This is a genomic window from Janthinobacterium sp. HH106 (assembly GCF_001758725.1).
Classification (GTDB): domain Bacteria; phylum Pseudomonadota; class Gammaproteobacteria; order Burkholderiales; family Burkholderiaceae_D; genus Janthinobacterium.
This window is the reverse complement of record NZ_LRIC01000073.1, coordinates 184,337-210,855: the sequence shown is the minus strand read 5'-3', so window position 1 is coordinate 210,855 and position 26,519 is coordinate 184,337. Positions and strand designations below refer to the sequence as shown.

The following is a 26,519-nucleotide window of genomic DNA, read 5'->3' as shown; positions in this document are numbered from 1 at the left end:
CAAGTTCGCTCGAATCGCCCAATGCGAAAGAGTGTATCTGCTAGTTTACTCTTTACTGGACCTTACCGGGTGGAACGAGGCGGCAGAACGCCATTTTTTGCATCCTAAAACGCAGAAAAATCGGCGATCCGCACGCAATTGGTGCAAAAACCAAGCAATATTATGTGTTTTGCAATAGATTCGGCTGTTTTACAGATGCGCCTCGATATTGCTTGCCGCATCGACCGAGTGGCGCAAGAACTCCAGCAAGTCCTCGTTCAGGCGGTCCTTGTGCGTCGTCGCCAAGCCGTGCGGCGCGCCCGCATACACAAGCAATTTGCTGCCGATGATGAGCTCAGCCGTGCGCCGCGCCGAGGCGGCGATCGGCACGATCTGGTCGTCGTCGCCATGGATCACCAGGGTCGGCACGTCGAATTTGGCCAGGTCGTCCGTGAAATCCGTCTCGGAAAATTGCTTGATGCACAGGTAGGACGCCGGCATGCCCGCCTGCATGCCTTGCCGCCAGAAGCTGTCGCGCACGCCCTGCGACGGTGTCGCGCCGGGCCGGTTATAGCCATAAAAGGCCTCGCTCAAGTCGCGGAAGAATTGGCTGCGGTCGGCCTGCACGCCCGCGCGGATGGCGTCAAACGCGGACAGCGGCAAGCCCAGCGGGTTTTCCGTGGTTTGCAGCATCAGCGGCGGCACGGCGCCCACCAGCACGGCGCCGGCCAGGCGCTCGGTGCCATGGCGGCCGATGTAGCGCGCCACTTCGCCGCCGCCGGTCGAGTGACCGACGAGGGTGGCGCCCGTCAAGTCGAGCGCGGCTATCAGCGCGGCCAGGTCGTCGGCATAGGTATCCATGTCGTTGCCATCGAAGGGCTGGCTGGAGCGGCCATGGCCGCGCCGGTCGTGCGCGATGACGCGGTAGCCGTGCGCGGCCAGATAAAACATCTGGTCTTCCCAGGCGTCGGACGACAATGGCCAGCCGTGGCTGAAGACGACGGGCGGACCGCTGCCCCAGTCCTTGTAATAAATCAAGGTGCCGTCGGCGGTACGCAGGGTATTGGTTGAATGCAAGTCAGGGGTAGTCATGGAACGCTCCTTGTCGGTGGGCCAGCGGCCATTGTGGCCGCAATCGGCTTGCGCACGCCGCGCGCTACGCCAGAGCATTGCGGTAGAGTAAGATTGCCGCTGCTTTGCTTTCCCGTATTCACTTTTGGAGTTGTCATGCGCTTTCCCGTCGTCCTCGCCGCCAGCCTGTTCAGCACGGCTGCCCTCGCCCAACCGCTCGTTGCCGAAGCGCCCTTGCGCGCCCATCTGTCCTTCCTGGCCGACGATTTGCTCGAAGGACGCGGCACGGGCCAGCGCGGCGGCGACCTGGCCGTGCGCTACCTGGAAACGCAGGCGGCCGTGGCCGGCTTGCAGCCATTGAAAGATGGCAGCTACCGCCAGGCGCTGACCATCGTCGGCAGCAAGGCCTTGCCATCGAGCACAGTGACCTTCAGCGCAGGCGGCAAGACCTTGTCTCCCGCCTTCGGCAAGGACATCGTCTTTGGCGCGGCGAATGGCCAGCAGACAGTGGCGTTCGACGCGCCCGTGGTGTTTGCCGGCTACGGCATCCGCGCCCCGGAAGAAAATTGGGACGATTTCAAGGGCGTTGATTTAAAAGGGAAACTGGTCATCATGATGGTCAACGACCCGCAGCCGACCGCCGCCGAACCGAACCGTTTTGCCGGCAAGTCCCTCACGTATTACGGCCGCTGGGTCTACAAGTACGAGGAAGCGCTGCGCCAGGGCGCCGCCGGCGTCTTGCTGATCCATACGACCGAGTCCGCTTCCTACCCGTGGTCGGTGCCCGCCAACGGTTTCGGCCATGAACGCTTCAACCTGGCCGGCGCGGGCAATGCGATGGAAGGCTGGCTGCAGGAAGACATGGCGCGCGCCCTGTTCCAGGCGGGCGGACAGGACCTGGACGCCTTGCGCGCCCAGGCCGAAACGCGCGAATTCCGCCCCGTGGCCCTGAACGCGACGGTCAGGGTGGCACTGAATAGCCAGGTGCGCAGCATCGAGCAATTCAACGTGGCCGGCATCGTGCCGGGCACGGACCCGAAGCTCAAGGATGAAGCCGTCATTTATTCGGCCCACTGGGACCACCTAGGCAAGGATGAGGAAGGCAGCGCCCGCGCAGGACAGAGCGACCATATCTACAACGGCGCCATCGACAATGCCTCGGGCGCGGCGGCCCTGCTGGCCATGGCGCAAGTGGCCGTGAAACAGCCGGCGCGGCGCACGCAGATCTTCCTGTGGCCGGCCGGCGAGGAAACGGGCATGCTGGGCAGCACGGCTTACACGCGCGCGCCCCTGTGGCCGCTGGCCAAGACGGCAGCCGACCTGAACCTCGACAGCATGAATTTCGTCGGCAAGACGCACGACATCGGCGTGGCCGGCGCCGAGCGCAGCAGCCTGTACGCAAGCGCCGCCAAGGTCGCCAAGCGCATGGGCTTGCGTTTGGCGCCGACCATCCCCGATCTGTCCGGCGCCTTTTACCGGGCCGACCATTTTGCCTTCGCCAAGGCCGGCGTGCCCGCCTTCAACGTGGGCTCGGCCGTGTTTTCCGGCGACGGCTCGTTCGACTTCGTCAAGGAGCCGACAGCGTCGAGCGAGCGTCTGGTCGCGTTTAAAAAGGATTACCACCAGGTCACCGATGAGTATCACCCGTCGTGGGACTTGTCCGGCATGGTGCAGCAGGCGCAGTTCACCTTGAACCTGGGCTACGAAGTGGCGAACGACAAGAATTTGCCGGTATGGAACAAGGGCGAGGCATTTGGAAAAGTGAAACGCTGACGTCAAGCGTAGGTCGGATTAGCGGGGCATCACCGCGCGTAATCCGACAACATTGTCAGCAGAGTTGGTGGTGTCGGATTACGCGGCGTAGCCGCTAATCCGACCTACGCTCCTTGATTCAAATCGCCATGATGCGTTTCAGGTCGACGAATGCCGTCTCGTACAAATGCTGGAACGCGCCCACCATGACCTCTTCCACGCCTTCGGCCGCATCGAACTCGCTCGACCATTCGGCCACACAGGAAGCGGCGCCCGGTTCGCCCGTGACGCGCAAGGTGGAACGGTAGTTCTTGACGGGGATCGGGCCCGAGACGATGGTGTAGCTGTAGCTCTTGTCCGCTTCGCTGTAGCTTTGCAGGCGTTCGGCGATGATGGCGCCGTCCGTGGTTTTCAGGCGGCGCACGCGGCCGCCATGCTCGGACAAACTGGTCTTGATGGAGCTCGACCATTCAGCCAGCGACTGGAAGCCGCCGATAAAATCCCACACTCTTTCGGCGCTTGCCGCCAATGTTACAGAAACAATTACTTGGGCCATCTTTAATTCGGTTCCTCATCCAGGTTTGCCGGGCGCCGCGCCCGGCCGGCCGGAGTTGCCCGGCACAGCCGCTATTTTAGCGCCCATGCGGCTTTGCTGCTGAGCAAACCATGGCTACCAGCCAGCCTGGGATGGCTGCCTTACAGATTTTCCGCCAAGAAAATCAGCGAATTGCCATGCGCGTGGGCCGCCGCGCGCTGCTGGTAGCTGTCGCGGTGGGTGCAGTTGAAACCGTGCTCGGCGCCCGGGTAGATATGGATTTCCACGTCTTGCCGGTCTTCGAAGCGTTCGGCGATCTTTTGCACGGCTTCCGGCGGAATATGGCTGTCCTGGCCGCCGAAATGCATGAGCAGCGGCACCTGGATCTTGTCGGCCAGGTCCAGCTTGTTCTGGATGCCGCCGCCGTAATAGGCGATGGCGGCGTCGACCAGACCGGCCGCGGCGGCCTGGTACGACAGGCGGCCGCCGAAGCAGTAGCCGACCGAAGCGAGCTTTCCCGTCACTTCCGGACGCGCGCGCAGGACGGCGACGGTGGCGGCGATATCGGCGTCGGCGTGCGGATTGTCGGTGGCCTGCATCAGTTCGACGGCACGCTTCCAGCCGTCCGCGTCATAGCCGAGTTCAATGTGCGCGCCGGCGCGCCAGAACAGGTCCGGCACCAGCACCACATAGCCATCGGCCGCGTACTGGTCGGCCACGGCACGGATGTGCTCGTTGACGCCGAAAATTTCCTGCAACAGGATGATGGCGGGGCCCTTGCCCACGTGCGGCACAGCCAGGTAAGCCTGGAAGCTGCCGTCCGGGCCGGCGATATCGATCCACTGCGAAGTTGTGCTCATAGAAACTCCAGTCTGAGGTTGGGGGAGGATGCCACAAGCAGGCATGTTACTGGTTTTTCGCCGTGTCTGCCCCCGCCCTTGGTCCAGGCTAATACATCTCGCGCAGGTAAATCACGGGACCCGATCTGAGGATGCCAAAGACGACGTGCCCCAGGGTGCTGGGCAGGTAATGCAAGCCGCTGACAGACACGTCGACGCTACCCGCCACGCCGGGTGCCAGCAAGACCAGTTGCCCATTGGGTGGAGGCAAGGCGCCCTGCTTGAATGCATAGGTGCCGGCCTGCACTTTCAGAACGCCATTGCACGCGCCAGCGCCCGAGGTAAATCCCTTGCCGCAGTTGGCTAGCGTGACCCCGGCACTCCCGAACTGCGTGACGCTATCGGACACATTACCCAGCCAGCCGCTATTCCAGTATTGCACCTGTACGGGCAGGCGTATCGGCAGGCGCTCGGAACCGTAGCTATGGGGCACCATGATGCGGCCCGTGAGCACGGTCAGCTTCGCTTCCGTGCCGGCATCGGACGGCGCCGACGTCACGGCGGTGCCGCCGGCATAGGTAGTGGTGGCACGGAACAGCACGTCGGTCGGCGGCGCCAGCGCGACCGTACCGGCCGGTACCGCAAATGCGCCGGGAAAGCGGTAGGCGATCTGGCTGCTGGCCACGCCCGCCGTGAAGCTGGCCGGCGCGATGCCCGTCACGGTCGTTTGCGCGGCAGTCCCGTCGCTCAGCCGGCTGCCCGACGGCGCCGCCGGCGGAAAGGCCGTCAGGCCCGTGGCGGCATCGTAGGCGCGCAAGGCCACCTGGGCCGTCAGGGCCGTGTCGCGCCCGTCGAAGTTGAGCGTCGTCCCGTTCGCGGCATTCTGCGCCGTGACGCGCAGCTTGAACGGCTGCTGCGCATAGATGAAACTGCCCGCCGCGCAGGACAATGGCGCCTTGCAAGGCATGGGCTCAGTGCCAGGCACCTCCGTGACGAAGTGGTGCGGGATGAATTGCACGCTGTTGCTGGCGCCCGTGGTGAACGGCGGGATGACGCCGTTGACGGCGGGCGGCGGGGCCCCGAGGTAGGTGGCCATCGTCGCCGTAAACTGGATGGTGCCCGCTTCCGCCCAGCTCAGGTTGCTGGCGGTGCCGATGCCGTTGTTAAAAGTCAGGCTGCCCGCGACTGCGGGGTTGGCGGCGCCGGAAAAGGTGGGCGCGACGAGACTACTGCCCAGCAGCACCGTCTGCGCCGTCGTTTCCCTGCCAAAATTGGCCGTCACGGCGTCGGCCACGTTCACGGCCGACACGCTGATGCGGGTGGCGGGCGCCACGGGCAACGCGGCCAGGCCCGCCCGCTGCGGCGTGGCGATGGCGCTGAACACGAAACGCCGGGGCCCCACGATGACGTTGCCGCTGCCCGTCATGGTCAGGCCGCTGTCGCTGCCGCTGGTCGGGGCATACGTGGCCGTCAGGCCCAGTGCGCCTGCATCGGCGTACAGCATGTTCGGCGTGGCCAGGCCGTCGGCATCGAAGGCCAGTTGCACGGGCGCACCGGTCGCGCTGCAGGCGCTGCCCGCGTTGGCGGCCAGGGGTTTATACGTGCCATCCTTGTCCTGTATGCGCGCGGGCAAGGTGCCCGTGCCGGGATTGGCGTAGTTGCAGCGCAACTGCAAGGTCTTGTTCTGGTTGGAAAACAGGGGCACGCAGGCGCGCGGGTTCGACGGCGACACCTGCAGCGCGCTGATGGCGACGGACCCCTCGGCCTCAGAATAACGGGGGAGGCCGCTCACCTGCAGCGCGCTGCTGACAAATGCCATCTGACAATTGGTCACGCTGCCGTCGACGCTGCTCTTGCAGACCAGCGCCCCCGTCGTCGCCGGCGTGCTGCTCAGGCCCAAGGGAACGTTGCTGGCCGGCGTGGTCTGCGCCACGCTGGACGCGGCCGTGCCTGTCGCCGGTAGGGTCGCGTTGAGTTGTGCCACGGCGCCGCCCGGCGTCAGCGTGACCTGGGCCGCGCCCGTGTAGACGGTGCTGCAGGTCGCGTCGGCGCAGGCCGTCACGGTCACGGGCGCGGGCGCACAACTGAGCGCCGAAGGCGGATGCGTGATCTGGAAGTGATCCGGCCCGGCCTGGGTGCCCGGGCCGCACTTCGGCCCCATCGGCTCATTGAAAGCCCAGCCGCTGTTGTTCGTCACGCAACTGCACGGGTTCGACGGCGTGTACGCCTTGCAGGTGATCGTCTGCTGCACGCGGCCCTGCCAGCCCAGCGTGATGTGTTCGACCTTGGCGTTGCCCGTGATATAGGCGTTGGACGAGTCGAGCGTCACCTCGCCGGCGTCCACATTGCCCTTGATGCCATTGCCGGAAGCGATCGACAAGGAATTGCTGGCGTCCACGTCGCCCGTGACGAGCAGGCCCGATGCCTTCAAGTCGATCGTCGGCGATTTCAGATTGCCCGTCACCTGGCTGCCGGAACCGATGGTCAGCGAGGTGGTCGCCGTGATATCGCCCTGGATGCGGGTACTGGAGGCCAGGATATTGACGACGGTGCCGCTGATGGGACCGTTGATGACGGAACCCGAAGCGATTTCCACCGGGCCCTTGGCGCTGATCTTGCCCGTCACCTTGACGTTGTTCGAGCCCATCTTGATGGTGGTGGCGGAAATATTTGCCGTAATGGTCTGTTCCTGCGCGCCCATGAGGAAAGTGCCGCCCTCGGCGCTCAAGCTGCCCCCCGTCACTTTCAGGTTCGACGGATTGATGTCCTTGATGTCGAGATTGCCCTTGACCGTCAGCGCGGCATTGCCGCTCATCGTCAAGCCCTGGTTGTAGCTCATCGCCAGGGAACTGTTGACCGTCACGCCATACGCGCTGCCGATGACGATGACGTCGGTGGAGCCCGGCGCCAGCGAGGCGCACGTGTATTGCAAGCCGTCCGTGCTCAGGCTGCAGCCGCTGACGGTGCCGCCATTGAAGTTGAGCGTGGCCGCGTGGGCAAGCGAGGAGCCCAGCAGCAATGTCAGGGTGGCAAAAAAGTGAAGTAAGCGCACGATATCGAGGAATCCGGTGGGTGGGGAGCCAGCGGGCGCGCGGATTATTCCATGCTAATCTACGCCATCGCTGTTATTGCATTATGGCAGTATTTATCTCCTTCACGCATATCGCATGATCAAGCAAAGTCCCAAAGAATTTCCCCTGCGCACCGTCGACATCATCGTCTACCCGGGCTTCAAGGCGCTCGAAGCCATCGGCGCCATGAAAGTGTTTGATTACGCCAACACGCATTTGCGCCTGCGCAATCTGCCCGGCGGCTACGACGTGCGCATCGCCTCGACGGCCATCGGTCCCGTCGAGTCCGACACCCTGATGTCGCTGCACGCGAGCAAGGCGCTTGACGCCAGCCGCCTGCCCGACCTGGCCGTCATCGTCGGCTGCCACCACGTCGAGCAGGTGCTGCAGGACATTCCCGCTCTCGCCGCCTGGGTGGCCGAGGCGGCGCCCCGCATCGATACGCTGGCGGCGCTGTGCACGGGCTGCTTCTTCCTGGCCGAGGCCGGTGTACTCGACGGCAAGAGCGCCGCCACGCACTGGAGCGCCGTGGACAGCCTGCGCCAGCGCTACCCCCTGATACAGGTCAATGCCGACGCAATTTTCGTGCGGGAAGGGAAATTCTGGACGTCGGCCGGCGTGACGGCCGGCATCGACCTGGCGCTGGCCCTGGTGGAAGACGATTTCAGCCGCGATATCGCGCTCGAAGTGGCGCGCGACCTGGTCGTGTATCTGAAGCGGCCCGGCGGCCAGTCGCAGTTTTCCGTGCACCTGTCGAGCCAGATGACAACGCATCCGACCATCCGGCAATTGCAGGGCTGGATCATGGAGCACCTGGCCGACGAGCTCACGGTGCCGCTGCTGGCAGCCAGGCTGGCCATGAGCGAGCGCAATTTTACGCGCGTCTTCCAGCGCGAAACGGGCACCAGTCCCACGGAATTCATCGACACGGCGCGCTTCGAAGTGGCGCGCCGCTTACTGGAAGACAATGTGTCTTCCTTAAAACAGGTGGCCGTGCAGGCGGGTCTGCACAGCGAGGACAGGCTGCGGCGCCTGTTTCAAAAGAAACTCGCCATCACGCCGCGCGACTACCGCGAGCGCTTTTCCAGCACGGCGCGCTAGGCGCAGCGAAGGTCAGCGCGGCTTGCCGTGACGCACGTGGCGCGTGGCCACTTGGCGGCTTTGCCGGGCCAGCGGTGTAAACAGCAGTGCGCACAGCAGATAGGTGGCCAGCAGCGCCAGCCAGATGGCGGGCGTGGCGAGGATGGCGACATTGCTCCACCACAAGGCCAGCAGGGAAGACAGGGCCGCGCCGAAGAAGACGGGCAGCATGCGGCGCAAGGTCGCGAGATAGGCAGTGGCAAACATGGACGGCTCCCAAAGCAAGACATGATGTCTTCACACTAGCAGGGGCAGGCAGCGAAGTACAGCCTGCCGCCCAGCCCCGTCCGTCAAGTGTTGCGCAATGAGTACATCCGTTAAGATTAGTACAACACGACGGAACGGATCGATTCGCCGCTCTTCATCAGGTCGAAGCCTTCGTTGATGCGTTCGAGCGGCAAGCGGTGCGTGATTAGGTCGTCAATGTTGAGCTTGCCTTCCATATACCAGTCGACGATCTTCGGCACGTCCGTGCGGCCGCGTGCGCCGCCGAAGGCGGAACCGCGCCATTCGCGCCCCGTCACCAGCTGGAACGGACGCGTGGAGATTTCCTGGCCCGCTGCCGCCACGCCGATGATGAACGATTTGCCCCAGCCCTTGTGCGTGCACTCGAGCGCCTGGCGCATCAGGGTCGTATTGCCCACGCATTCAAAACTGTAGTCGGCGCCGCCGTCCGTCAGTTGCACGATGGCGTCGACCACGTTGTCCACTTCGTTCGGATTGATAAAGTGCGTCATGCCGAACTTGCGGGCGATGGCCTGGCGCGCCGGGTTGATGTCGATGCCGATGATCTTGTCGGCGCCGACCATTTTCGCCGCCTGGATCACGTTCAGGCCGATGCCGCCCAGGCCGAACACGGCCACGTTGGCACCCGCCTCGACCTTGGCCGAGAACAGCACGGCGCCCACGCCCGTCGTCACGCCGCAGCCGATGTAGCAGACCTTGTCGAACGGCGCGTCTTCGCGGATCTTGGCCAGGGCGATTTCCGGCACGACGATATAGTTCGAAAAGGTGGAGGTGCCCATGTAGTGGAAGATGGGCTTGCCGTCGATGGAGAAGCGCGAGGTGGCGTCCGGCATCAGGCCGCGGCCCTGGGTCGAGCGGATCGACTGGCACAGGTTGGTCTTTTGCGACAGGCAGAATTTGCACTGGCGGCATTCCGGCGTGTACAGCGGGATGACGTGGTCATCCTTCTTCAGGCTTTTCACGCCCGGGCCCACGTCAACGACGACGCCGGCGCCTTCATGGCCGAGAATGGCAGGAAAAATACCTTCCGGATCGGCGCCGGACAAGGTGTAGTAATCGGTATGGCAAATGCCCGTGGCTTTGAGTTCGACCAGTACTTCGCCGGCGCGCGGGCCGGCCAGGTCGACTTCTTCGATGGTCAGCGGGGCGCCCGCCTTCCAGGCAATCGCGGCTTTGGTTTTCATGGGGTGTCTTCCTGCTCGGTTTCAGATGCGCCATTATCGGACGCCGGTGAGCGGGGCGGCGCAAGGGACCCCGCGCTTGTCTGAAAACGCGGCGCATTTGTCCGATGGCGCCGCACGTTTGTGGCAGCTCAATCTTCCCGCCCTACAGACGCGCATTCTTGGCACAAGCCCAGCACCGATCGAGCAGCCATTGCCGCGTTCCCGCAGGAGACTGACATGCGCCCTTTCCTTCACCGCTCTGCCCGCCCCTGGCTGGCCCTGCTGCTGGCATGCTGCCTGGCCCTGCTGACCGCCTGCGGCGGCGGCCATCACCACCCGACGCCCGGCGCGACCACGGGCGATCTGACCGTCACCATCGGCGGCTTGCCGGCCGGCGTGGCGGGCGCCGTCACGGTCACGGGGCCTGCGTCGTACAGCAAGACGCTGACGGCCACCACCACGCTCACCGGCCTGGCGCCCGGCGCCTACGCCATCAATGCCGCCAGCGTGGCGCAGGGCACGGGAAGCCTGGCGCCCACGCCCGTCACGCAACAGGTGCAGGTCAATGCGGGCACCACGGCCAGCGCCAGCGTCCTGTATGCGGCGGCCGCGCCGCTGGCCCTGCGCCTGCAGGAAGTGGCCAGCGGCTTGAGCTCCCCCCTCTTCCTCACGGCGCCGCCCGGCGACAGCCGCCTTTTCATTGTGGAGCGTCCCGGCCGCATCCGCGTGGTGCAGAACGGCAACCTGCTGGCCACGCCCTTCCTCGACATCAGCACGCTCACCACCACCAGCGGCGAACGGGGCTTGCTGTCGATGGCCTTCCATCCACAGTACGCCAGCAATGGCTATTTTTTCATCTACTACACCAACCTGGCTGGCGATATCGTCATCGAGCGCAGGCAAGTGTCGGCCGGCAACGCCAACGTGGCCGATCCCCTGTCCGCGCTGACCATCCTCACGATTGCCCACCCCACGTTCAGCAACCACTATGGCGGCTTGCTCAGTTTTGGGCCGGACGGCTATCTGTATGCGGGCACGGGCGACGGCGGCGGTGGCGGCGACCCGCCCCGCAATGCGCAAAACACGAATGTGCTGCTGGGCAAGCTGCTGCGCCTGGATGTCAACGCCAGCACGGTAGCCCAGCCTTACGCCATTCCGCCCGGCAACCCATTTACCGGCACGGCGGGCGGGCGCGGAGAAATCTGGGCCTACGGCTTGCGCAATCCGTGGCGCTACGCCTTCGACGTACCGGCCCAGCTGCTGTATATCGCCGACGTGGGCCAGGCCAACTGGGAGGAAGTCGATGTGCGTCCCGTGGGCCAGGCGGGCAACAACTATGGCTGGAACATCATGGAAGGCGCGCACTGTTACAACAGCGCCAGTTGCAATCAGGCGGGTCTGGTATTGCCCGTTATCGAATACGACACCGGCAGTGCGGGCAACTGCTCCATCACGGGCGGCTATGTGTACCGGGGCACGGCCTTGCCGGAACTGGCGGGACAATACCTGTATTCCGACTACTGCGGCGGCTGGCTGAAAAGTTTCAGCTACAGCAATGGCGCCGCCTCCGCTGTGACGGACTGGGGCATCACGAACGTGGGCAACATCCTGTCGTTTGGCCAGGATGCGCAAAACGAGCTGTACATGCTGAGCGGCACGGGCAAGGTGTACCGGATTGTCCGTAAATAAGCATAGGCCAGTCAGCGTGCGCAAGCAGTCATGGCAGCGCACGCCTGAGGCGGCGTTTTTCGACGGGGCACGGCGAACCGGCTAGAATTGGATTTTTTCGCCGCGCCCTGCGCACCAGCCCAAGAGAACACCATGGCCCGTTTGAAACTTGAATTCCCCGAAGACCAGTACTGCTATTCCTCGCAACTGACGGTACGCACGACGGACATCAACGCCGGCAACCATCTCGGCAACGATTCCATGATTTCCATGATTTCCGAGGCGCGCGCCCGCTTCCTGTTCGAATATGGCGTGCGCGACATCGAAGCGGACGGCACCGGCATCATCGTCACCGACCTGGCCACCACCTACCGCGCCGAAGCCCATGCGCGCGACCAGCTGCTGTTCGAAGTGGGCGTCATGGATTTCAACAAGTATGGCGGCGACATCACCTTCCGCATCACGCGTCCGCGCGACAACACCCTGATCGCGATGGCCAAGTCCGGCTTTGTCTTCTTCAACTACAAGCGCAGCCAGGTCGTGCCCATGGCGGAAGAGTTCGCAAGCAAGTTTCCACTGGTGAACTGGATCGATTGAAGGATCGATTAAACGGGCCGTCATGCCGCCATGCTGTATGCTTATCAGGAAGACATTAAATCTGGAGCGGCATGCAATCAGCAATCACGGCAAGACTCTGCCTGGCCCTGGCCCTGCTGGGCATGTTGCCGCCCGCCCTGGCCGCGCCGCAAACCGTGATCCTGTACGGTGACGATGACTATGCGCCGTACAGCTATGTGGAAAACGGCGCCTTCAAGGGCATGTACATCGATATCCTGCGCCAGGCGGCCAGCCGGATGCCCGGGTACCGGCTGGAACTGCAGCCGCGCCCCTGGAAACGGGGGCTCGATGCGCTGGAAAAAGGCAAGGTTTTCGGCTTGTTTCCGCCCGGACGCAAGACGGAACGGCCATACGTGCAGCCGTACTCGGCCATGCTGCACCGCGAATCGGTGGTGCTGTTTTGCCATGACGCCGTCATGCGCACGCCGCGCACGCACTTCCCGGCCGACTTTGCGGGCCTGACCATCGGCGTCAACACAGGATTTTTACTGTCGGAAAAATTGATGGCGCCCGCCCGCCAGGGGCTGCTGCGCCTGGATGCGGCCAAGGGCAATGAGGCGAATCTGAAGAAACTGGCCCTGCGGCGCATCGATTGCTACGCCAGCGACCGCGGCGCGGCACGCCATACGGCGCGCCGGCTGCAAGGCGAACTGGCCGGCTACGGTTTTCACTTGCGCGAAGTGCTGGAACTGTCGTCCGAAGCCACCTACATCGCCTACAGCGCGCGCAACACGCCTTCCTACAAGACCGATTTCATCGAGAAAATGAATGCCGCCCTGCTTGCCATGCGGCAGAACGGCCAGCTGGCGCACATCGAAGACGCTTATTTGCGTTGATTACCTGCGCTGAACGGCGCGCGGCTGCAAGGTCAGGACGGGACTGCTGCGGCCCTGGGGCTTGACGCCGAAGGTATTCTTGAACCACTCGTCGATCATGCGCTTTTCATAGCGCAAGGCATCGTTGCTGGAATAACGGTTGATATGTTGCAAATAGGACATATCCGACAGATAAGCGTTGCCGCTGGCAATGACTTTGCCATGCTGCTCGAGCGTATAGCGCAAGCGCAGGCGCGGCCAGTCAGCACGGCCCGTCATCACGCGCACATCGAAGGCGCCGCGGCGCGCCGGGTCTTCGCGTCCCGCCAGGTCGACATCGGTGATTTCGATCCTGAGGTCCTGACCGGGGGGCAAGCTCTTGCCTAACCAGCTGAAGTGATCCGCCAGGCCCGCCAGCACCTGCTCCCGGTCGCGCGAGCTGAACGGCACGTCGGAATAGTCGTCGGGTTTTTCGAACGTCACCTGGACGCCCGCCCAGGCACTGCTGCCCGCAGCCAGCGCCAAGGCGGCTATCCATGTTTTCGTCATCGTGGAAATACGCATATGCCTTCCCTCCAGAAAGTTCACGGCCCGGCGGCAGCTCCATGCCGGCCTCTGCCTGCCCTGCCTGACTATAGCCTGAAGTGAACATTTCCGGAGCGCAATACGTTTCGCGTGGCGCCACGCGACTGACCGGGCCGTTTACTTGCGCGCGTGGCGCTTTACCTTGATGCCAAAGGTATCGGCATACCAGTCATCGATCATCAACTTTTCATAGCGCAACTTTTCATTGCTGAAGTAAGGATTGAGACGGGTCAGGTACGACATGTCGGACAGGGCAGCATTGCCGCTGCTGATGACCTTGCCATCCTGTTCCAGCACATAGTGCAGGCGCATGCGCGGCCAGTCGACCCGGCCATTCATGACGCGGATATCCTGGCCCGCACGCAGCGACGGGTTTTCACGTCCCGCCAGATCCACGTCCGTGACGTCGATTTTCAAGGTTTGCCCGGGCGGCAACAATGCGCCCAGTTTCTCGAAATGCCGGCTCAGTTCCTTCAGCACGTCGTCGCGGTCCTGCGGATTGAACGGAACGTCCGTGTATTGATCCGGTTTGCTGAACCGCACTTCAGTTCCTGCCCAGGCCGCGCTGCTGGCCAGCAAGGCCAGGCCGGCGATCAGGGCCCGTGTCGTTTGCTTTTGCATGATGTACCCTTTCAGGAAATATGAGTGGCATGGAGCCACTTCTTATGCCTGTCCAATATAGCGCGCTCCAGTCCCTTCTGGCGCGTAATTCATACCTTGTTACTTTTCCGGTTTTTCGCCAAGAAGGAAAGACGCCGTATTTTTTTGCAGATTCATTAGCAATATTAATTAAAACAAAGTATTGTCTTGAAAATATAGTTGCCTAAGCGATAAAGTATAGATAGTGTAGAAAGCATGGATTTAAAGTGCTTTTTTAGCACGTGTGTTGCATGATTTTAGTCAATTGTTCTTGCTTATTGTTAATACTTAGCGGTCGGTCTACAATCGACAAAATGCGCCCGAAAAACGCGCAACGCCGGTCATGGCGCACAGGAATTCCTGGCGCGGGCGTCTCAGCATTGCGTCAGTTATGCCTTTTAGCGGAACTCGCCCTTATGTCATTTTTGTCATCTGCATCGCCCAAGTTACCTCCCTGGAAAGTCCTGCTCGTCGATGATGAACCCGACATCCACGACATCACCGAACTCACGCTGAGCCGTTTCCGTCTCGAGGGCCGCGCCCTGAGCTTCGTGCACGCGTACAGCGGCGCCGAGGCCAAGCAGGTGCTGGCGCGCGAAGAGGGCATCGCGCTCGTCTTCCTCGACGTGGTGATGGAACGCGAAGACAGCGGCCTGGAGGTGGCGCGCTGGATGCGCGAAGACCTGGGCAACCAGTTTACGCGCATCGTGCTGCGCACGGGGCAGCCGGGACAGGCGCCGGAAGAACGGGTGATCGTCAACTACGACATCAACGACTACAAGGAAAAAACCGAGCTCGACCGCACCAAGCTGTTTACCACCACCTTTGCCGCCCTGCGCGCCTACCGCGACATCATGAAGGTGGAAGAGGCGCGCCAGGCCCAGCTGCACTACCGCGAAGGCCTCGAGCGCGTCATCGCCGCCTCGGCGCACATTTTCAAGCAGCGCAACCTGCGCGACTTCGCCAGCGGCCTGCTGCAGCAAGTCGTCGCCCTGCTGCGCCTGGAAACGAGCATGCTGCTACGCCTGCGCGGCGCCAGCGCCATCACGGGCGAGCAGGACTATGAAATCCTCGCGCAGATCGGCGACCATGAAGCCGATGGCGGCATCCTCAGCCCGTCCCTGCTGTCGCAGCTGGACGACGCCAAGAGCAATAAAATTTCGCGCCTGCATGGCGACACCTATGTCGGCTATTTCCCCAACAGCAGCGGCAAGGCCTCCCTGCTGGTGCTCAAGGGCGTGGAAGAGATTTCCGACCTCGACGCGCAGCTGCTGGAAGTATTTTGTTCCGGCGTGGCGATCGCCTTCGACAACATCCTGCTGACGCAGGAAATCACCGATACCCAGGCCGAGCTGATCCTGCGCCTGGGCGACGTGGTCGAATCGCGCTCGCACGAAGGGGGCAACCACGTGCGCCGCATGGCCGAAGTGTGCCAGCTGCTGGCGCAGGCCTCCGGCATGTCGGAAGAGGAAACCATGGTGCTGCGCCACGCGGCGCCCATGCACGACATCGGCAAGATTTCCACGCCCGATGCCGTGCTGCTGAAACCTGGCAAGCTCGACGCGGCCGAGTGGGAAATCATGAAGCAGCATCCGACGGTGGGCATGTCCATCCTCGACGGCTCGCAGCGCCCGCTCTTGAAGGCGGCCGCCGTGATCGCCCACCAGCACCATGAAAAATTCGACGGCAGCGGCTACCCGCAAGGCCTGGTGGGCGAAAACATCCACAAATACGCGCGCATCGCCGCCGTCGCCGACGTCTTCGACGCCCTCATGCACAAGCGCTGCTACAAGGATGCCTGGCCCCTCGAGCGCGTGGTCAGCTACCTGCGCGAAGTGAGCGGCAGCCATTTGGACCCGCAGTATGTGGAGTTGCTGATTGCGAACCTGGACGAGGCCCTGGCGCTGAATCAACGTTTCCCTGATTAAAAGCTGGCGGTGGTGTCGGATTACGCGGCCTTGCCGCTAATCCGACCTACGTAGCATGCCTTGAACTAACGCTTCCCCGATAAAAAGCTGGCGTAGGTCGGATTAGGCCGCAGGCCGTAATCCGACACCACCGGCAGCCACGCCAACGATGTTGTCGGATTACGCGATCTGCACACCAGCAAAACACGCCTCGGCCCAAGCCCCCAACACAGGTATTCCGGGCCAAGCGAGCCTGAAAAATGTCGAGGGCAAGGCGCGGCGACGCAGACAGTACGCATGTACGGCAAGGAGCCGCAACGCCGCCATCGGCATTTTCTCAGGCCCGCGTCTCCGGCCCGCCGTTTTTAGCCTAGCCGCCGGCGTCGGATTACGCGGCCTTGCCGCTAATCCGACCTACGTGGCTCCAGCGGAAAGCGTATCTTGTAATGCAACCCCATCCCCGGCGCACTGACCACCTTCACCGTCCCGCCCAGCGGCCCCGTCACCAGGTTGTACAGGATGTGCGCACCCAGGCCGCTGCCGCCCGAGCCCCGCTTGGTCGTGAAGAAAGGATCGAACAGCTGGCCCAGGGTGGCGCTGTCCATGCCCATGCCGTCGTCGCTGTAGTCGAGTTCCAGCATGTCGCCGGCCGTCCTGGCACTGATCTTGATCCTGCCCGGCTCGCCTTCCGCAAAGCCGTGCACCAATGAATTGACCACCATGTTCGTGACGATCTGCGAGACGGCGCCCGGATAGCTGCGCAGTTGCACCTCGGGCGCGCAATCGATCTCCACCTTGACCGGCTTGCCCTTGAGCTTCGGTTGCAAGGACAGCAGGATTTCATCGAGATATTTGCGCAAGTTAAAGCTGCGCAATTCGTCCGAGGACTGGTCCACGGCCACCTGCTTGAAGCTGCGCACCAGCGCCGCGGCGCGCTGCGTGTTCGTCGTCATGATGCGCAGGGTCTGGTCGATGATGTCGAAAAATTGCCGCAAGCCGTCTTCATCGAGCTGGCCGCCGTCCAGGTCTTCGCGCGTCAGCTTCAATTCCTGCACCAGGTGGCTGGTGGCCGTCACGCAAATGCCCAGCGGCGTATTGATTTCATGCGCCACGCCCGCCACCAGGCGTCCCAGGGACGCCAGCTTTTCCTGGCGCACCAGTTCCGACTGCGCTTCCTGCAAGGCGTTCAAGGCGCTGTTCAGGGCCGCGTTCTGCTCTTCCAGCGCTTCCTTGGCCTGGCGCATGGCGCTGTCGGCCTGGATGCGGGCCATCGCCACGGCCACGTGGCTGGCCATGAAGGCCAGCACGTCCAGTTCCGCCTGGCCATACACGACGGATTCGTCGTAGCTTTGCACGATGATCACGCCATACTTTCTCTCGCCCAGCAGCATGGGCGCGCCCATCCAGCTGGCGATGCCCACATTGCCCAGCGGCTCGTCCATCTCGCCGCTGGCCACCAGCGCCGCATAGCTGTCCGCATCGAGCAGGCACGCCTGCCGGCGCGCCAGCACATAGGAACTCATGCCGATGCCGTAATGAAAGCGTTTTACGGGCGCCTGCGCATCTTTCTCGTCGACGAAATACGGGATCGTGATGTCCTTGTTGTCCGGGTGGTACAGGGCGATGAGGAAATTCTTTGCCGTCACCAGTTCGCTGATGATGGCGTGCAGGCGCGCATACAGGGTCGTCGCGTCGGCCGCCTGCGCCGACAGGTTGGCGATTTCATACAGCGCATGCTGCAGGTTTTCCGCGCGCCGGCGCTCGGCCACCTCGTGCGCCAGCAGGGCCGTGCGCTCCTGCACCGCCTTTTCCAGCCGGTCCATGCTTTGCATGCCTTGCAGGGCGCTCGACACGTGCGTGGCGATCAGCGCGAACAGGGCCTGGTCTTCCAGGCTGAAGCGGTGCTGCGCGTCGTAGCTCTGGATGACGATGGCGCCGAGCACCTGGTGCTGCTGGTCCAGCAGCGGACAGCCGATCCAGTGCTCGGCCGCCGTGCCGCCGCCCCAGGCGCCGCCGCCGATGGCGCGCATGGCGTCGTCGTCGGCCGTCATCACCAGCTGTTTGCGGTTGACGATGACCCATGCCGTGGGCGACTGCGCGGCGCTGGCCAGGCGCACGCCCTCGTCCGGATCGGGCGCGGCGTCGAATTCGTCGACAAAATACGGGAAGCGCACGAGGCCGTGGTCGCGGTCGCTGAGCGCCACGTAAAAGTTGGCCGCATACATGATGCGCCCCAGCGCCGCATGCACCGCCTGCAGGAATTCGCTGATATCGCTGCAGGTGCTCGAGCGCTGCCCGATTTCCAGCAACACGGTCTGGACGGCTTCCAGGCGGCTGAGACGGCTTTCCATGGGTGACTATGTACCTTGTGCAAGTATATGTTCTGAAAATCAATATTATCAGTTCAGCCCAGCCTTGGCACGGCATAAAACGCAGAATCTTGCCTTGAGCGATAGCAACACTCGCCACGCGCGCATTTGCCACCTGGCCGATACAGTGGCAGACTAGGCCCCTTCCTACAGACCAGACCGTCCTCATGACTGCCACGCTACGCGCCTCGCTTCGCCCCTACACCCTCGCCGGCCTGCTGGCCTTTGCCGCGCTGGGCATGCCGCCATTGTGCGCCGCACCAGCCAAGGCGCCGGCGGCGGAAACGGCCGATGGCGGACGCTATTTCGGCCCCCTCGTCGCGGGCAAGATGCACGGCCAGGGGCGGCTCGAATACGCGAGCGGCGCGTTTTACGAAGGGGGCTTCGCGCGCGGCGTGTTTTCCGGCCAGGGCAAGCTGCGCCAGGCGTCCGGCGTCGAATACACGGGCGCCTTCCGCCAGGGCGCCTTCGACGGCATCGGCCGCTACACCTCGCCCAAGGGCGAAATCTATGCGGGCAGCTTCGTCAACGGCAGCTTCGAGGGACCAGGCCGCTTCCAGGGCGCCGACGGCGCCACCTTCGAGGGCCATTTCAAGCACTGGCGCCCGCACGGCGCCGGCAAGCTGACCGACACGGACGGCACCGTCTTCGAAGGCGAATTCGTCCAGGGCCAGGTGCAGGGCAAGGCGAAGGTCACCACCAGCGACGGCATCCACTATGAAGGCGAGCTGAAAGACTGGAAATTCGAGGGCGAAGGCGTGCTGCGCACGGTCGACGGCGACGAATACCGGGGTGGCTTCAAGAATGGCCAGTTCGACGGCAAGGGCGTGCTGCGCTATGCCGTGGCGCAGGCGGACGGCCGCCGCGAAGACAGCGGCAACTGGACGGAAGGCCAGCTGGACGACCCGGCCGCAGACAAGCTCACGCGCGACAATATCGAGCTGGCCCTGTACAACCAGCGCACCCTGCTCGACGGCGCCCTGGCCCGGATCGCGCCGCGCGATGCGGCGAAAAAGATCAATCTGTACCTGCTGGGCGTGGCCGGCGATGGCGCGCAGGAAGTGTTTCACCGCGAAACGGCCTTCGTGCAGCGCCAGTTCGACCGCGATTACGGCACCGTGGGCCGCTCCCTGATGCTGGTCAACAGCCGCAACACGGTGGCGCAGCAGCCGATGGCCACGCGCACCAGCATCGCCGCCAGCCTCGACGCCCTGGGCGCGAAGATGGACAAGGCCAACGACATCCTGTTTTTATTTCTCACCAGCCACGGCTCGCCCGAGCACGAACTGGCGCTGGCGCAAAACGGCATGGACTTGCACAGCCTGCCCGCGCAAGAGCTGGCGGGCATGCTCAAGCACAGCGGCATCCGCTGGAAAGTCATCGTGATCTCGGCCTGCTACGCGGGCGGCTTCATTGCGCCATTAAAAGATGACAACACCCTCATCATCACGGCCGCGCGCAGCGACCGCACCTCGTTCGGCTGCGACGACCAGAACGATTTTACTTACTTCAGCGAAGCGTATTTCAAGGAAGCCTTGCCCAAGAGCGCCGGCTTTGCCGAGGCGTTCGACAAGGCCAAGGTGCTGGTGCAGGCGCGCGAGGCGGCCGATTTCCTCGAAGGCGGCATGGAGGCGGAAGAGCATTCCGAGCCGCAGCTATTCCAGGGCAAGGCGATTGCCGCGCAGCTGAAGGCGTGGCGCGCCCAGCCACGCTAAGCACGGCACGGCCGCCCGCCTTTCTGTACAATAGCCGTCACCATGCGACAATTCTTCCTCATTTTGCTGCTGTTCGTGCTTCCGCTCCAGATGTCCTGGGCCGCGGCGAGCGCGTATTGCCTGCACGAGGAAGGCAAGGCGGCGCAGCACCTGGGCCACCACAGCCACCAGCACAAGGCCGATGCGGACAAAAAACCCGCCGGCGATAAAGCTGAGCAGCAGAAAAAAGGCCAGCCGCACAGCGATTGCAATGTCTGCCATGGCATCGGCCACGCATGGCTGCCGGCCGGCTCCAGCCTGCCGGTCGGCGACATGGCGTCCGTCAACGCGGATACGTCCCCCTTCTTTTACGCTTCCCACATCCCGGACGCTCCCAAGCGCCCTGACTGGTCGTCGGCCATCTAGGCCGACGGGACGCTTCTTTCACTGATCGCAATATGCGGGCCTGACTAAAGCAGGCGCCAGCCTGCGCGTCCCGTCGAATTCTTTTTCCATTCCCTGGAGAATTCGATGTACCAAATCATCTTGTTACTTTCCGCTGGCCTGCTGGCCGGCAACTTTGCGCACGCGCAAACACCTGAAGAAGCCGCCGCTCCCCTGACCCTGCCCGCCGCGCTGGCCCTGGCCGAAGGCGGCAACGCCACCCTGTCGGCCGCCCGCCATGAACTGGCGGCCCAGGGCGGCGCCATGCAACAGGCGCGCGCCCTGCCCAACCCGGAACTGCAAACCGTGCTGGAAGACACGCGGCGCGCCACGCGCAGCACCACCGTGCAGCTGAACCAGCTCATAGAGCTGGGCGGCAAACGCGGTGCGCGCGCCGCCGTCGCGCAGCAGGGCCAGGAACTGGCGCAGGCCGGCCTGTCACTGCAGCAAGCCGACACGCGCGCGCAAGTCACGTCCGCCTTTGTCGACGTGCTGGCGGCGCAGGAAGGCTTGCGCCTGGCCGACAGCGCGCAGGCGCTGGCCGCGCGCGCCAGCGACATCACGGCGCGCCGGGTGACGGCCGGCAAGGCCTCGCCTGTCGAGGAAACCCGCGCCAGGGTCGCCGAAGCGAGCGTGCGGCTGGAACTGAACCTGGCCCGCAGCACGCTGGCTGGCGCCCGCAAGCGCCTGGCCGCCCTGTGGGGCAATGCCGCGCCCCGCTTTAGCGTAGCCGAGGGCCGGCTGGAAACCTTGCCGCAGCTGCCGCCCGCCAGCGAACTGGCGGCACGGCTGGAGCAGGCGCCGGCCGTGCGCCAGGCGCGCAGCGCGCTGGCCCAGCGGCAAGCCATGCTGGACGTGGAACAGCGGCGCGCCACGCCCGACGTCACGCTCAGCATCGGCATGAAGCGCTCGGAAGAACTGGGCCGCAACCAGGCCATCATCGGCCTGGCCCTGCCGCTGCCTTTGTTCGACCGCAATGCCGGCAACAAGCTCGACGCCTTGCGCCGCAGCGACAAGGCCAGCGACGAGCTGGCCGCCGCCCGCATCGCCGTGCAGACGGACGTGGCCGCCGCCAGCGAACGCCTGGCCACGGCCCGGCTCGACGTGGAAAGCTTGCGCCTGGATATCTTGCCCGGCGCCCAAAGCGCCTACGACGCGGCCAGCAAGGGCTTTGAGTTCGGCAAGTTCGCCTTCCTCGACGTGCTCGATGCCCAGCGCACCTTGCTGCAAGCCAAAAACCAATACCTGCGCGCGCTGACGGAAGCGCAGCACGCCGCCGCCGAGATCGAGCGCCTGCTGGGCACACCAGCTCCCCTGTAAGGAATACCCTCCATGAACATCACACTGAACAAAAAGCAGGCGATCGCCATCGCTTCCATCGCGGCCGCCGGCATCGTGCTGGCCATCCTCATCCTCGGCACGGGCAATTCCAGGACCGCGCCGTCCACCGCCGTCAAGGTGGAAGCCCACGCTGAAAAGAAAGACGAACACGGCCACGAGGAAGTGGAAGGCAAGCTGGAATTGACGGCGGCGCAAAGCCGCGCGGCCGGCGTCGTCATCGCCACGGCCGCGCCCGGCCGCATCAAGACGACGGTCGCCCTGCCCGGCGAAATCCGTTTCAACGAAGACCGCACGGCCCACGTCGTGCCCCGTCTGGCCGGCGTGGTGGAAGCCGTGCAGGCGGACCTGGGCCAACTGGTGAAAAAGGGGCAGGTACTGGCCGTCATCGCCAGCACGGAACTGTCGGAACAGCGCAGCACGCTGCTGTCGGCGCAGCGGCGGCTCTCCCTGGCCCGCTCCACGTATGAGCGCGAAGAAAAACTGTGGCGCGAGAAAATTTCGGCCGAACAGGATTACCTGCAGGCGCAGCAGGCGTGGCGCGAGGCGGAAATCGCCGTGCAGAATGCGCAGCAAAAACTCAGCGCGCTGGGCGCCAGCGGCGCCGGGACCGGGGCCAGCAAAGGGCCGCTGAACCGCTACGAGATCCGCGCGCCGTTCGACGGCATGGTGCTGGAAAAACACATCACCCTGGGCGAAGCCGTCAAGGAAGACGCGAACATCTTCGTCATTTCCGACCTGTCGACCGTGTGGGCGGAAATCGCCGTGCCGGCGAAAGACCTGGCCACCGTGCGCATGGGAGGCAAGGCCGAGGTGAAAGCCAGCGCTTTCGACGCCAGCGCGCAAGGCACGATCACCTACGTGGGCGCACTGCTGGGCGAGCAGACGCGCACGGCCAAGGCACGCATCAGCTTGCAGAACCCGGACATGGCCTGGCGCCCGGGCCTGTTCGTCACGGTGGAAGTGGTGTCCGGTGAAGCGGACGCGCCCGTCACAGTGCACAGCACGGCCATCCAGACGGTGGAAGACAAGCCCGTCGTCTTCGTGCAGGTCAAGGATGGCTACCAGGCCACGCCCGTGGTGCTGGGCCGCAGCGATGGCAATCTGACGCACATCAAGCAGGGCCTGGTCGCCGGCACGCCGTACGCGGCGCAAGGCAGTTTTGTCCTGAAGTCCGAGCTGGGCAAAGATTCTGCCGGCCACGAACATTGATCACGTCAAAGCTAAGGAAACCATCATGTTTGAACGCTTGATCCGCTTTGCCATCGACCAGCGCTGGCTGGTGATGCTGGCCGTGGCCGCCATGGCCGGCCTGGGTATCTACAGCTACCAGAAGCTGCCCATCGACGCCGTGCCCGACATCACCAACGTGCAGGTGCAAATCAATACCCAGTCCGCCGGCTATTCGCCGCTGGAAACCGAGCAGCGAGTCACCTTCCCCATCGAGACGGCCATGGCCGGCTTGCCCAACCTGGAGCAGACGCGTTCGCTGTCGCGCTATGGTTTGTCGCAAGTGACCGTGATCTTCAAGGATGGTACGGACATTTATTTTGCCCGCCAGATGATCAACGAGCGCCTGCAGGAAGCGAAGGAAAGCTTGCCGGCCGGCATCACGCCGAAGATGGGGCCCGTTTCCACGGGTCTCGGTGAAATCTATCTGTGGACGGTGGAAACGCAGGAGGGCGCGAAAAAGCCGGACGGCACGCCCTACACGCCGACGGACTTGCGCGAAATCCAGGACTGGATCATCAAGCCGCAGTTGCGCAATGTCACGGGCGTCACGGAAATCAATGCCATCGGCGGTTACGCCAAGCAATACCAGGTGGCGCCCTACCCGGAAAAACTGGCCGCCTACGGCATCAGCCTGCAAGACGTGGTGACGGCGCTCGAGCGCAACAACAGCAACGTGGGCGCCGGCTACATCGAAAAGCAGGGCGAGCAGCTGCTGATACGCGCGCCGGGCCAGGTGGCATCGAAGGACGACATCGGCAACATCGTCGTCGCCAATGTGCAGGGCGTGGCGATCCGCATCCGCGACGTGGCCGACGTGGTGCTGGGGCGCGAGCTGCGCACGGGCGCGGCCACGGAAAACGGCCGCGAAGTGGTGCTCGGCACCGTCTTCATGCTGATCGGGCAAAACAGCCGCGCCGTGTCGCAAGCCGTCGACAAGAAGATGATCGAGATCAACCGCAGCCTGCCGAAAGGCGTGCACGCCGTCACCGTGTATGACCGCACGGTGCTCGTCGACAAGGCCATCAATACGGTGAAGAAAAACCTGCTGGAAGGGGCGGTATTGGTGATCGCCATTTTGTTTTTGTTCCTCGGCAATATCCGCGCGGCCGTCATCACGGCCATGGTGATTCCGCTGGCCATGCTGTTCACGTTTACGGGCATGGTGCAATACCATGTGAGCGCCAACCTGATGAGCCTGGGGGCGCTCGATTTCGGCATCATCATCGATGGCGCCGTGGTCATCGTGGAAAACTGCGTGCGCCGCCTGGCCCATGCGCAGCAAAAACTGGGACGGCCGCTGACCTTGCAGGAGCGTTTTCAGGAAGTGTTTGCGGCATCGCAAGAAGCGCGCCGCCCCTTGCTGTACGGGCAGCTGATCATCATGGTCGTGTACCTGCCCATCTTCGCGCTGACGGGCGTGGAGGGCCGCATGTTTACGCCGATGGCCCTGACGGTGGTCATCGCCCTGCTCGGCGCCATGCTGCTGTCGATCACCTTCATTCCGGCCGCGGTGGCGCTGTTTATCGGCGACAAGGTGGCGGAGAAGGAAAACGCCATCATGCGCGCCGCCAAGCGCTGGTACGCGCCGCTGCTGGACAAGGTGATGCGCAACACGCCCGTCGTGTTGACGGGCGCGGCGGTAGCCGTCGTGCTGTCGGGCTTGCTGGCCACGCGCATGGGCAGCGAATTCGTGCCCAGCCTGAACGAGGGCGACATCGCCATCCAGGCCCTGCGCATCCCCGGCACCAGCTTGACGCAATCGCTGGCCATGCAGCAGCAGCTGGAAAGCAAGCTGATGGCAAACCACAAGGAAATCGCGCGCGTGTTCGCCCGTACGGGAACGGCCGAGATCGCCTCCGACCCCATGCCGCCGAATATTTCCGATGGTTACATCATGCTGAAACCCCGCGACGCATGGCCAGAACCGAAGAAGTCGCGCGAGCAATTGCTGGCGGAAATCGAAGCGACGGCCACCAGCTTGCCGGGCAACAATTACGAGTTTTCGCAACCGATCCAGCTGCGCTTCAATGAACTGATTTCCGGCGTGCGCAGCGACGTGGCCGTGAAACTGTTCGGCGACGATATGGGCGTGCTCGACAGCACGGCGGCGAAGATTGCCGGCGTGCTGGGCAAGATACCGGGCGCAACAGAGGTAAAAGTCGAGCAGACGACGGGGCTGCCCATGCTGACGGTGCAGATCGACCGCGAGCAGACGGCCCGCTATGGCCTCAATATTGCCGACGTGCAAGCGGCGATCGCCACGGCCATCGGCGGGCAAGAGGCGGGTACCCTGTTCCAGGGCGACCGCCGCTTCGACATCGTCGTGCGCCTGCCCGACAGCCTGCGCAGCGACCTGGAGCAACTCAAACGCCTGCCCATCGCCCTGCCCCTGGGCGCGGCGGCGGAAGGCCGCGCCCGCTTCATCCCGCTCGGCGAAGTGGCCAGCCTGCAAGTGACGCCGGGGCCGAACCAGATCAGCCGCGAAGACGGCAAGCGCCGCATCGTCATCAGCGCCAACGTGCGCGGGCGCGATATCGGCTCCTTCGTGGCCGATGCCACGCAGCAGTTGCAATCGCAGGTGGCCATTCCTGCCGGCTACTGGACCAGCTGGGGCGGCCAGTTCGAGCAATTGCAGTCGGCCACGAAACGCCTGGAACTGGTGGTGCCCGTGGCGCTGGCGCTGGTGTTTGTGTTGCTGTTCGCCATGTTCGGCAACGTGAAGGATGGACTATTGGTCTTCAGCGGCATCCCGTTCGCCTTGACGGGCGGCATCGTCGCCCTGTGGCTGCGCGACATTCCCATGTCGATCTCGGCAGCTGTCGGTTTCATCGCCCTGTCCGGCGTGGCCGTGCTGAACGGCCTGGTGATGATTGCCTACATCCGCCAGCTGCGCGAACAGGGCATGCCCTTGCAGGATGCGATACGCGAGGGGGCCATCACGCGTTTGCGGCCCGTCTTGATGACGGCGCTGGTGGCGTCGCTCGGTTTCGTGCCGATGGCCATTGCCACGGGCACGGGCGCCGAAGTGCAGCGTCCGCTGGCCACCGTGGTGATCGGCGGCATTTTATCGTCGACGGCATTGACGCTGCTGGTGCTGCCGCTGTTGTACCGGCTGGCGTATGCCGTAAGAGGCAGGTCGGATTAGCGGGGGCCGCCGAGGTCGCAAGCGCGTCATCCGACACATTATTGACGCTGGTGGTAACGTCGGATGACGGCCTTGCAGGCCTGATCCGACCTACCTGTCCATGCGTCGGTTCCGCGGACGCAGGTCGGATTAGCTCCGAAGGAGCGTCATCCGACACATTATTGACGCTGGCGGTAACGTCGGATGACGGCCTTGCAGGCCTGATCCGACCCACCTGTCCATGCGTCGGTTCCGCGGACGCAGGTCGGATTAGCTCCGAAGGAGCGTC

At 63.8% G+C, this 26,519-nt stretch carries 20 protein-coding genes; 11 read left to right on the top strand and 9 right to left on the bottom strand.

Annotated features, from left to right (window positions below; translation table 11 throughout):
• Nucleotides 1-189: 189 nt before the first annotated feature.
• Complete coding sequence (locus tag JAB8_RS27650; RefSeq protein ID WP_070292475.1) at nt 190-1,071, bottom strand: alpha/beta hydrolase; 882 nt, start codon at nt 1,069-1,071, stop codon at nt 190-192.
• A gap of 135 nt (nt 1,072-1,206) precedes the next feature.
• Here JAB8_RS27650 and JAB8_RS27645 point away from each other — a divergent pair, with 135 nt between their 5' ends.
• Entirely contained in the window at nt 1,207-2,823 is a 1,617-nt protein-coding gene (locus JAB8_RS27645) for a M28 family peptidase (protein ID WP_070292420.1), read from the top strand.
• 118 nt (nt 2,824-2,941) lie between these two features.
• On the opposite strand, the gene JAB8_RS27640 is transcribed toward JAB8_RS27645, so the two are convergent.
• The 3 genes from JAB8_RS27640 to JAB8_RS27630 all read right to left on the bottom strand — a co-directional run bounded on the left by JAB8_RS27640 (nt 2,942) and on the right by JAB8_RS27630 (nt 7,228).
• The gene (locus JAB8_RS27640) at nt 2,942-3,358 is read right to left on the bottom strand and encodes an SRPBCC family protein (RefSeq protein ID WP_070217725.1); all 417 of its coding nucleotides are present in this window, start codon (nt 3,356-3,358) and stop codon (nt 2,942-2,944) included.
• A gap of 140 nt (nt 3,359-3,498) precedes the next feature.
• A complete protein-coding gene (locus tag JAB8_RS27635; RefSeq protein WP_070292419.1) occupies nt 3,499-4,197 on the bottom strand; it encodes a dienelactone hydrolase family protein in 699 nt (232 codons plus the stop codon).
• Between the two features lie 88 nt (nt 4,198-4,285).
• Nucleotides 4,286-7,228, bottom strand: coding sequence for a polymer-forming cytoskeletal protein (locus JAB8_RS27630; RefSeq protein WP_139143204.1), 2,943 nt, complete (start codon nt 7,226-7,228; stop codon nt 4,286-4,288).
• Between the two features lie 115 nt (nt 7,229-7,343).
• Between JAB8_RS27630 and JAB8_RS27625 the strand changes: the two genes are divergently transcribed.
• Entirely contained in the window at nt 7,344-8,348 is a 1,005-nt protein-coding gene (locus tag JAB8_RS27625; RefSeq protein ID WP_070292417.1) for a helix-turn-helix domain-containing protein, read from the top strand.
• 12 nt (nt 8,349-8,360) lie between these two features.
• Here JAB8_RS27625 and JAB8_RS27620 read toward each other — a convergent pair whose 3' ends face one another.
• Complete coding sequence (locus tag JAB8_RS27620; protein ID WP_070292416.1) at nt 8,361-8,594, bottom strand: hypothetical protein; 234 nt, start codon at nt 8,592-8,594, stop codon at nt 8,361-8,363.
• A gap of 116 nt (nt 8,595-8,710) precedes the next feature.
• Nucleotides 8,711-9,817: an S-(hydroxymethyl)glutathione dehydrogenase/class III alcohol dehydrogenase gene (locus JAB8_RS27615; protein WP_070292415.1), complete on the bottom strand. Its 1,107-nt coding sequence runs from the start codon at nt 9,815-9,817 to the stop codon at nt 8,711-8,713.
• 216 nt (nt 9,818-10,033) lie between these two features.
• On the opposite strand from JAB8_RS27615, the gene JAB8_RS27610 reads away from it, so the two are divergent.
• The 3 genes from JAB8_RS27610 to JAB8_RS27600 all read left to right on the top strand — a co-directional run bounded on the left by JAB8_RS27610 (nt 10,034) and on the right by JAB8_RS27600 (nt 12,918).
• Nucleotides 10,034-11,485 carry a PQQ-dependent sugar dehydrogenase gene (locus JAB8_RS27610; RefSeq protein ID WP_070292414.1) on the top strand — a complete coding sequence of 484 codons (1,452 nt, stop codon included), beginning with the start codon at nt 10,034-10,036 and terminating at the stop codon, nt 11,483-11,485.
• A gap of 132 nt (nt 11,486-11,617) precedes the next feature.
• Nucleotides 11,618-12,061 (top strand): thioesterase family protein, encoded by a 444-nt coding sequence (locus JAB8_RS27605; RefSeq protein ID WP_070217768.1) that lies wholly within the window; start codon nt 11,618-11,620, stop codon nt 12,059-12,061.
• A gap of 71 nt (nt 12,062-12,132) precedes the next feature.
• A complete protein-coding gene (locus tag JAB8_RS27600; RefSeq protein WP_083287435.1) occupies nt 12,133-12,918 on the top strand; it encodes a transporter substrate-binding domain-containing protein in 786 nt (261 codons plus the stop codon).
• Here JAB8_RS27600 and JAB8_RS27595 read toward each other — a convergent pair whose 3' ends face one another.
• Nucleotides 12,919-13,461 carry a DUF3016 domain-containing protein gene (locus tag JAB8_RS27595; protein WP_070292413.1) on the bottom strand — a complete coding sequence of 181 codons (543 nt, stop codon included), beginning with the start codon at nt 13,459-13,461 and terminating at the stop codon, nt 12,919-12,921. It lies immediately after the preceding gene.
• 138 nt (nt 13,462-13,599) lie between these two features.
• A complete protein-coding gene (locus JAB8_RS27590) occupies nt 13,600-14,103 on the bottom strand; it encodes a DUF3016 domain-containing protein (protein WP_070292412.1) in 504 nt (167 codons plus the stop codon).
• A 434-nt stretch (nt 14,104-14,537) separates the two neighbouring features.
• On the opposite strand from JAB8_RS27590, the gene JAB8_RS27585 reads away from it, so the two are divergent.
• Nucleotides 14,538-16,049 carry a DUF3369 domain-containing protein gene (locus JAB8_RS27585; protein WP_070292411.1) on the top strand — a complete coding sequence of 504 codons (1,512 nt, stop codon included), beginning with the start codon at nt 14,538-14,540 and terminating at the stop codon, nt 16,047-16,049.
• 383 nt (nt 16,050-16,432) lie between these two features.
• Here JAB8_RS27585 and JAB8_RS27580 read toward each other — a convergent pair whose 3' ends face one another.
• On the bottom strand, nt 16,433-18,379 hold the full coding sequence (locus JAB8_RS27580; protein WP_070292410.1) for a GAF domain-containing sensor histidine kinase: 1,947 nt from the start codon (nt 18,377-18,379) through the stop codon (nt 16,433-16,435).
• Nucleotides 18,380-18,564: 185 nt separating this feature from the next.
• Here JAB8_RS27580 and JAB8_RS27575 point away from each other — a divergent pair, with 185 nt between their 5' ends.
• From JAB8_RS27575 to JAB8_RS27555, 5 genes are all read left to right on the top strand, one after another.
• Nucleotides 18,565-20,112, top strand: a complete 1,548-nt coding sequence (locus tag JAB8_RS27575) for a C13 family peptidase (RefSeq protein ID WP_070292409.1) — start codon at nt 18,565-18,567, stop codon at nt 20,110-20,112.
• Nucleotides 20,113-20,154: 42 nt separating this feature from the next.
• Complete coding sequence (gene czcI / locus JAB8_RS27570) at nt 20,155-20,517, top strand: cation efflux protein, CzcI family (RefSeq protein WP_070292408.1); 363 nt, start codon at nt 20,155-20,157, stop codon at nt 20,515-20,517.
• 105 nt (nt 20,518-20,622) lie between these two features.
• On the top strand, nt 20,623-21,855 hold the full coding sequence (locus JAB8_RS27565) for a TolC family protein (RefSeq protein ID WP_070292407.1): 1,233 nt from the start codon (nt 20,623-20,625) through the stop codon (nt 21,853-21,855).
• 12 nt (nt 21,856-21,867) lie between these two features.
• A complete protein-coding gene (locus JAB8_RS27560) occupies nt 21,868-23,085 on the top strand; it encodes an efflux RND transporter periplasmic adaptor subunit (protein ID WP_070292406.1) in 1,218 nt (405 codons plus the stop codon).
• Between the two features lie 25 nt (nt 23,086-23,110).
• Nucleotides 23,111-26,251: a CusA/CzcA family heavy metal efflux RND transporter gene (locus JAB8_RS27555; protein WP_070292405.1), complete on the top strand. Its 3,141-nt coding sequence runs from the start codon at nt 23,111-23,113 to the stop codon at nt 26,249-26,251.
• Nucleotides 26,252-26,519 lie beyond the last annotated feature (268 nt).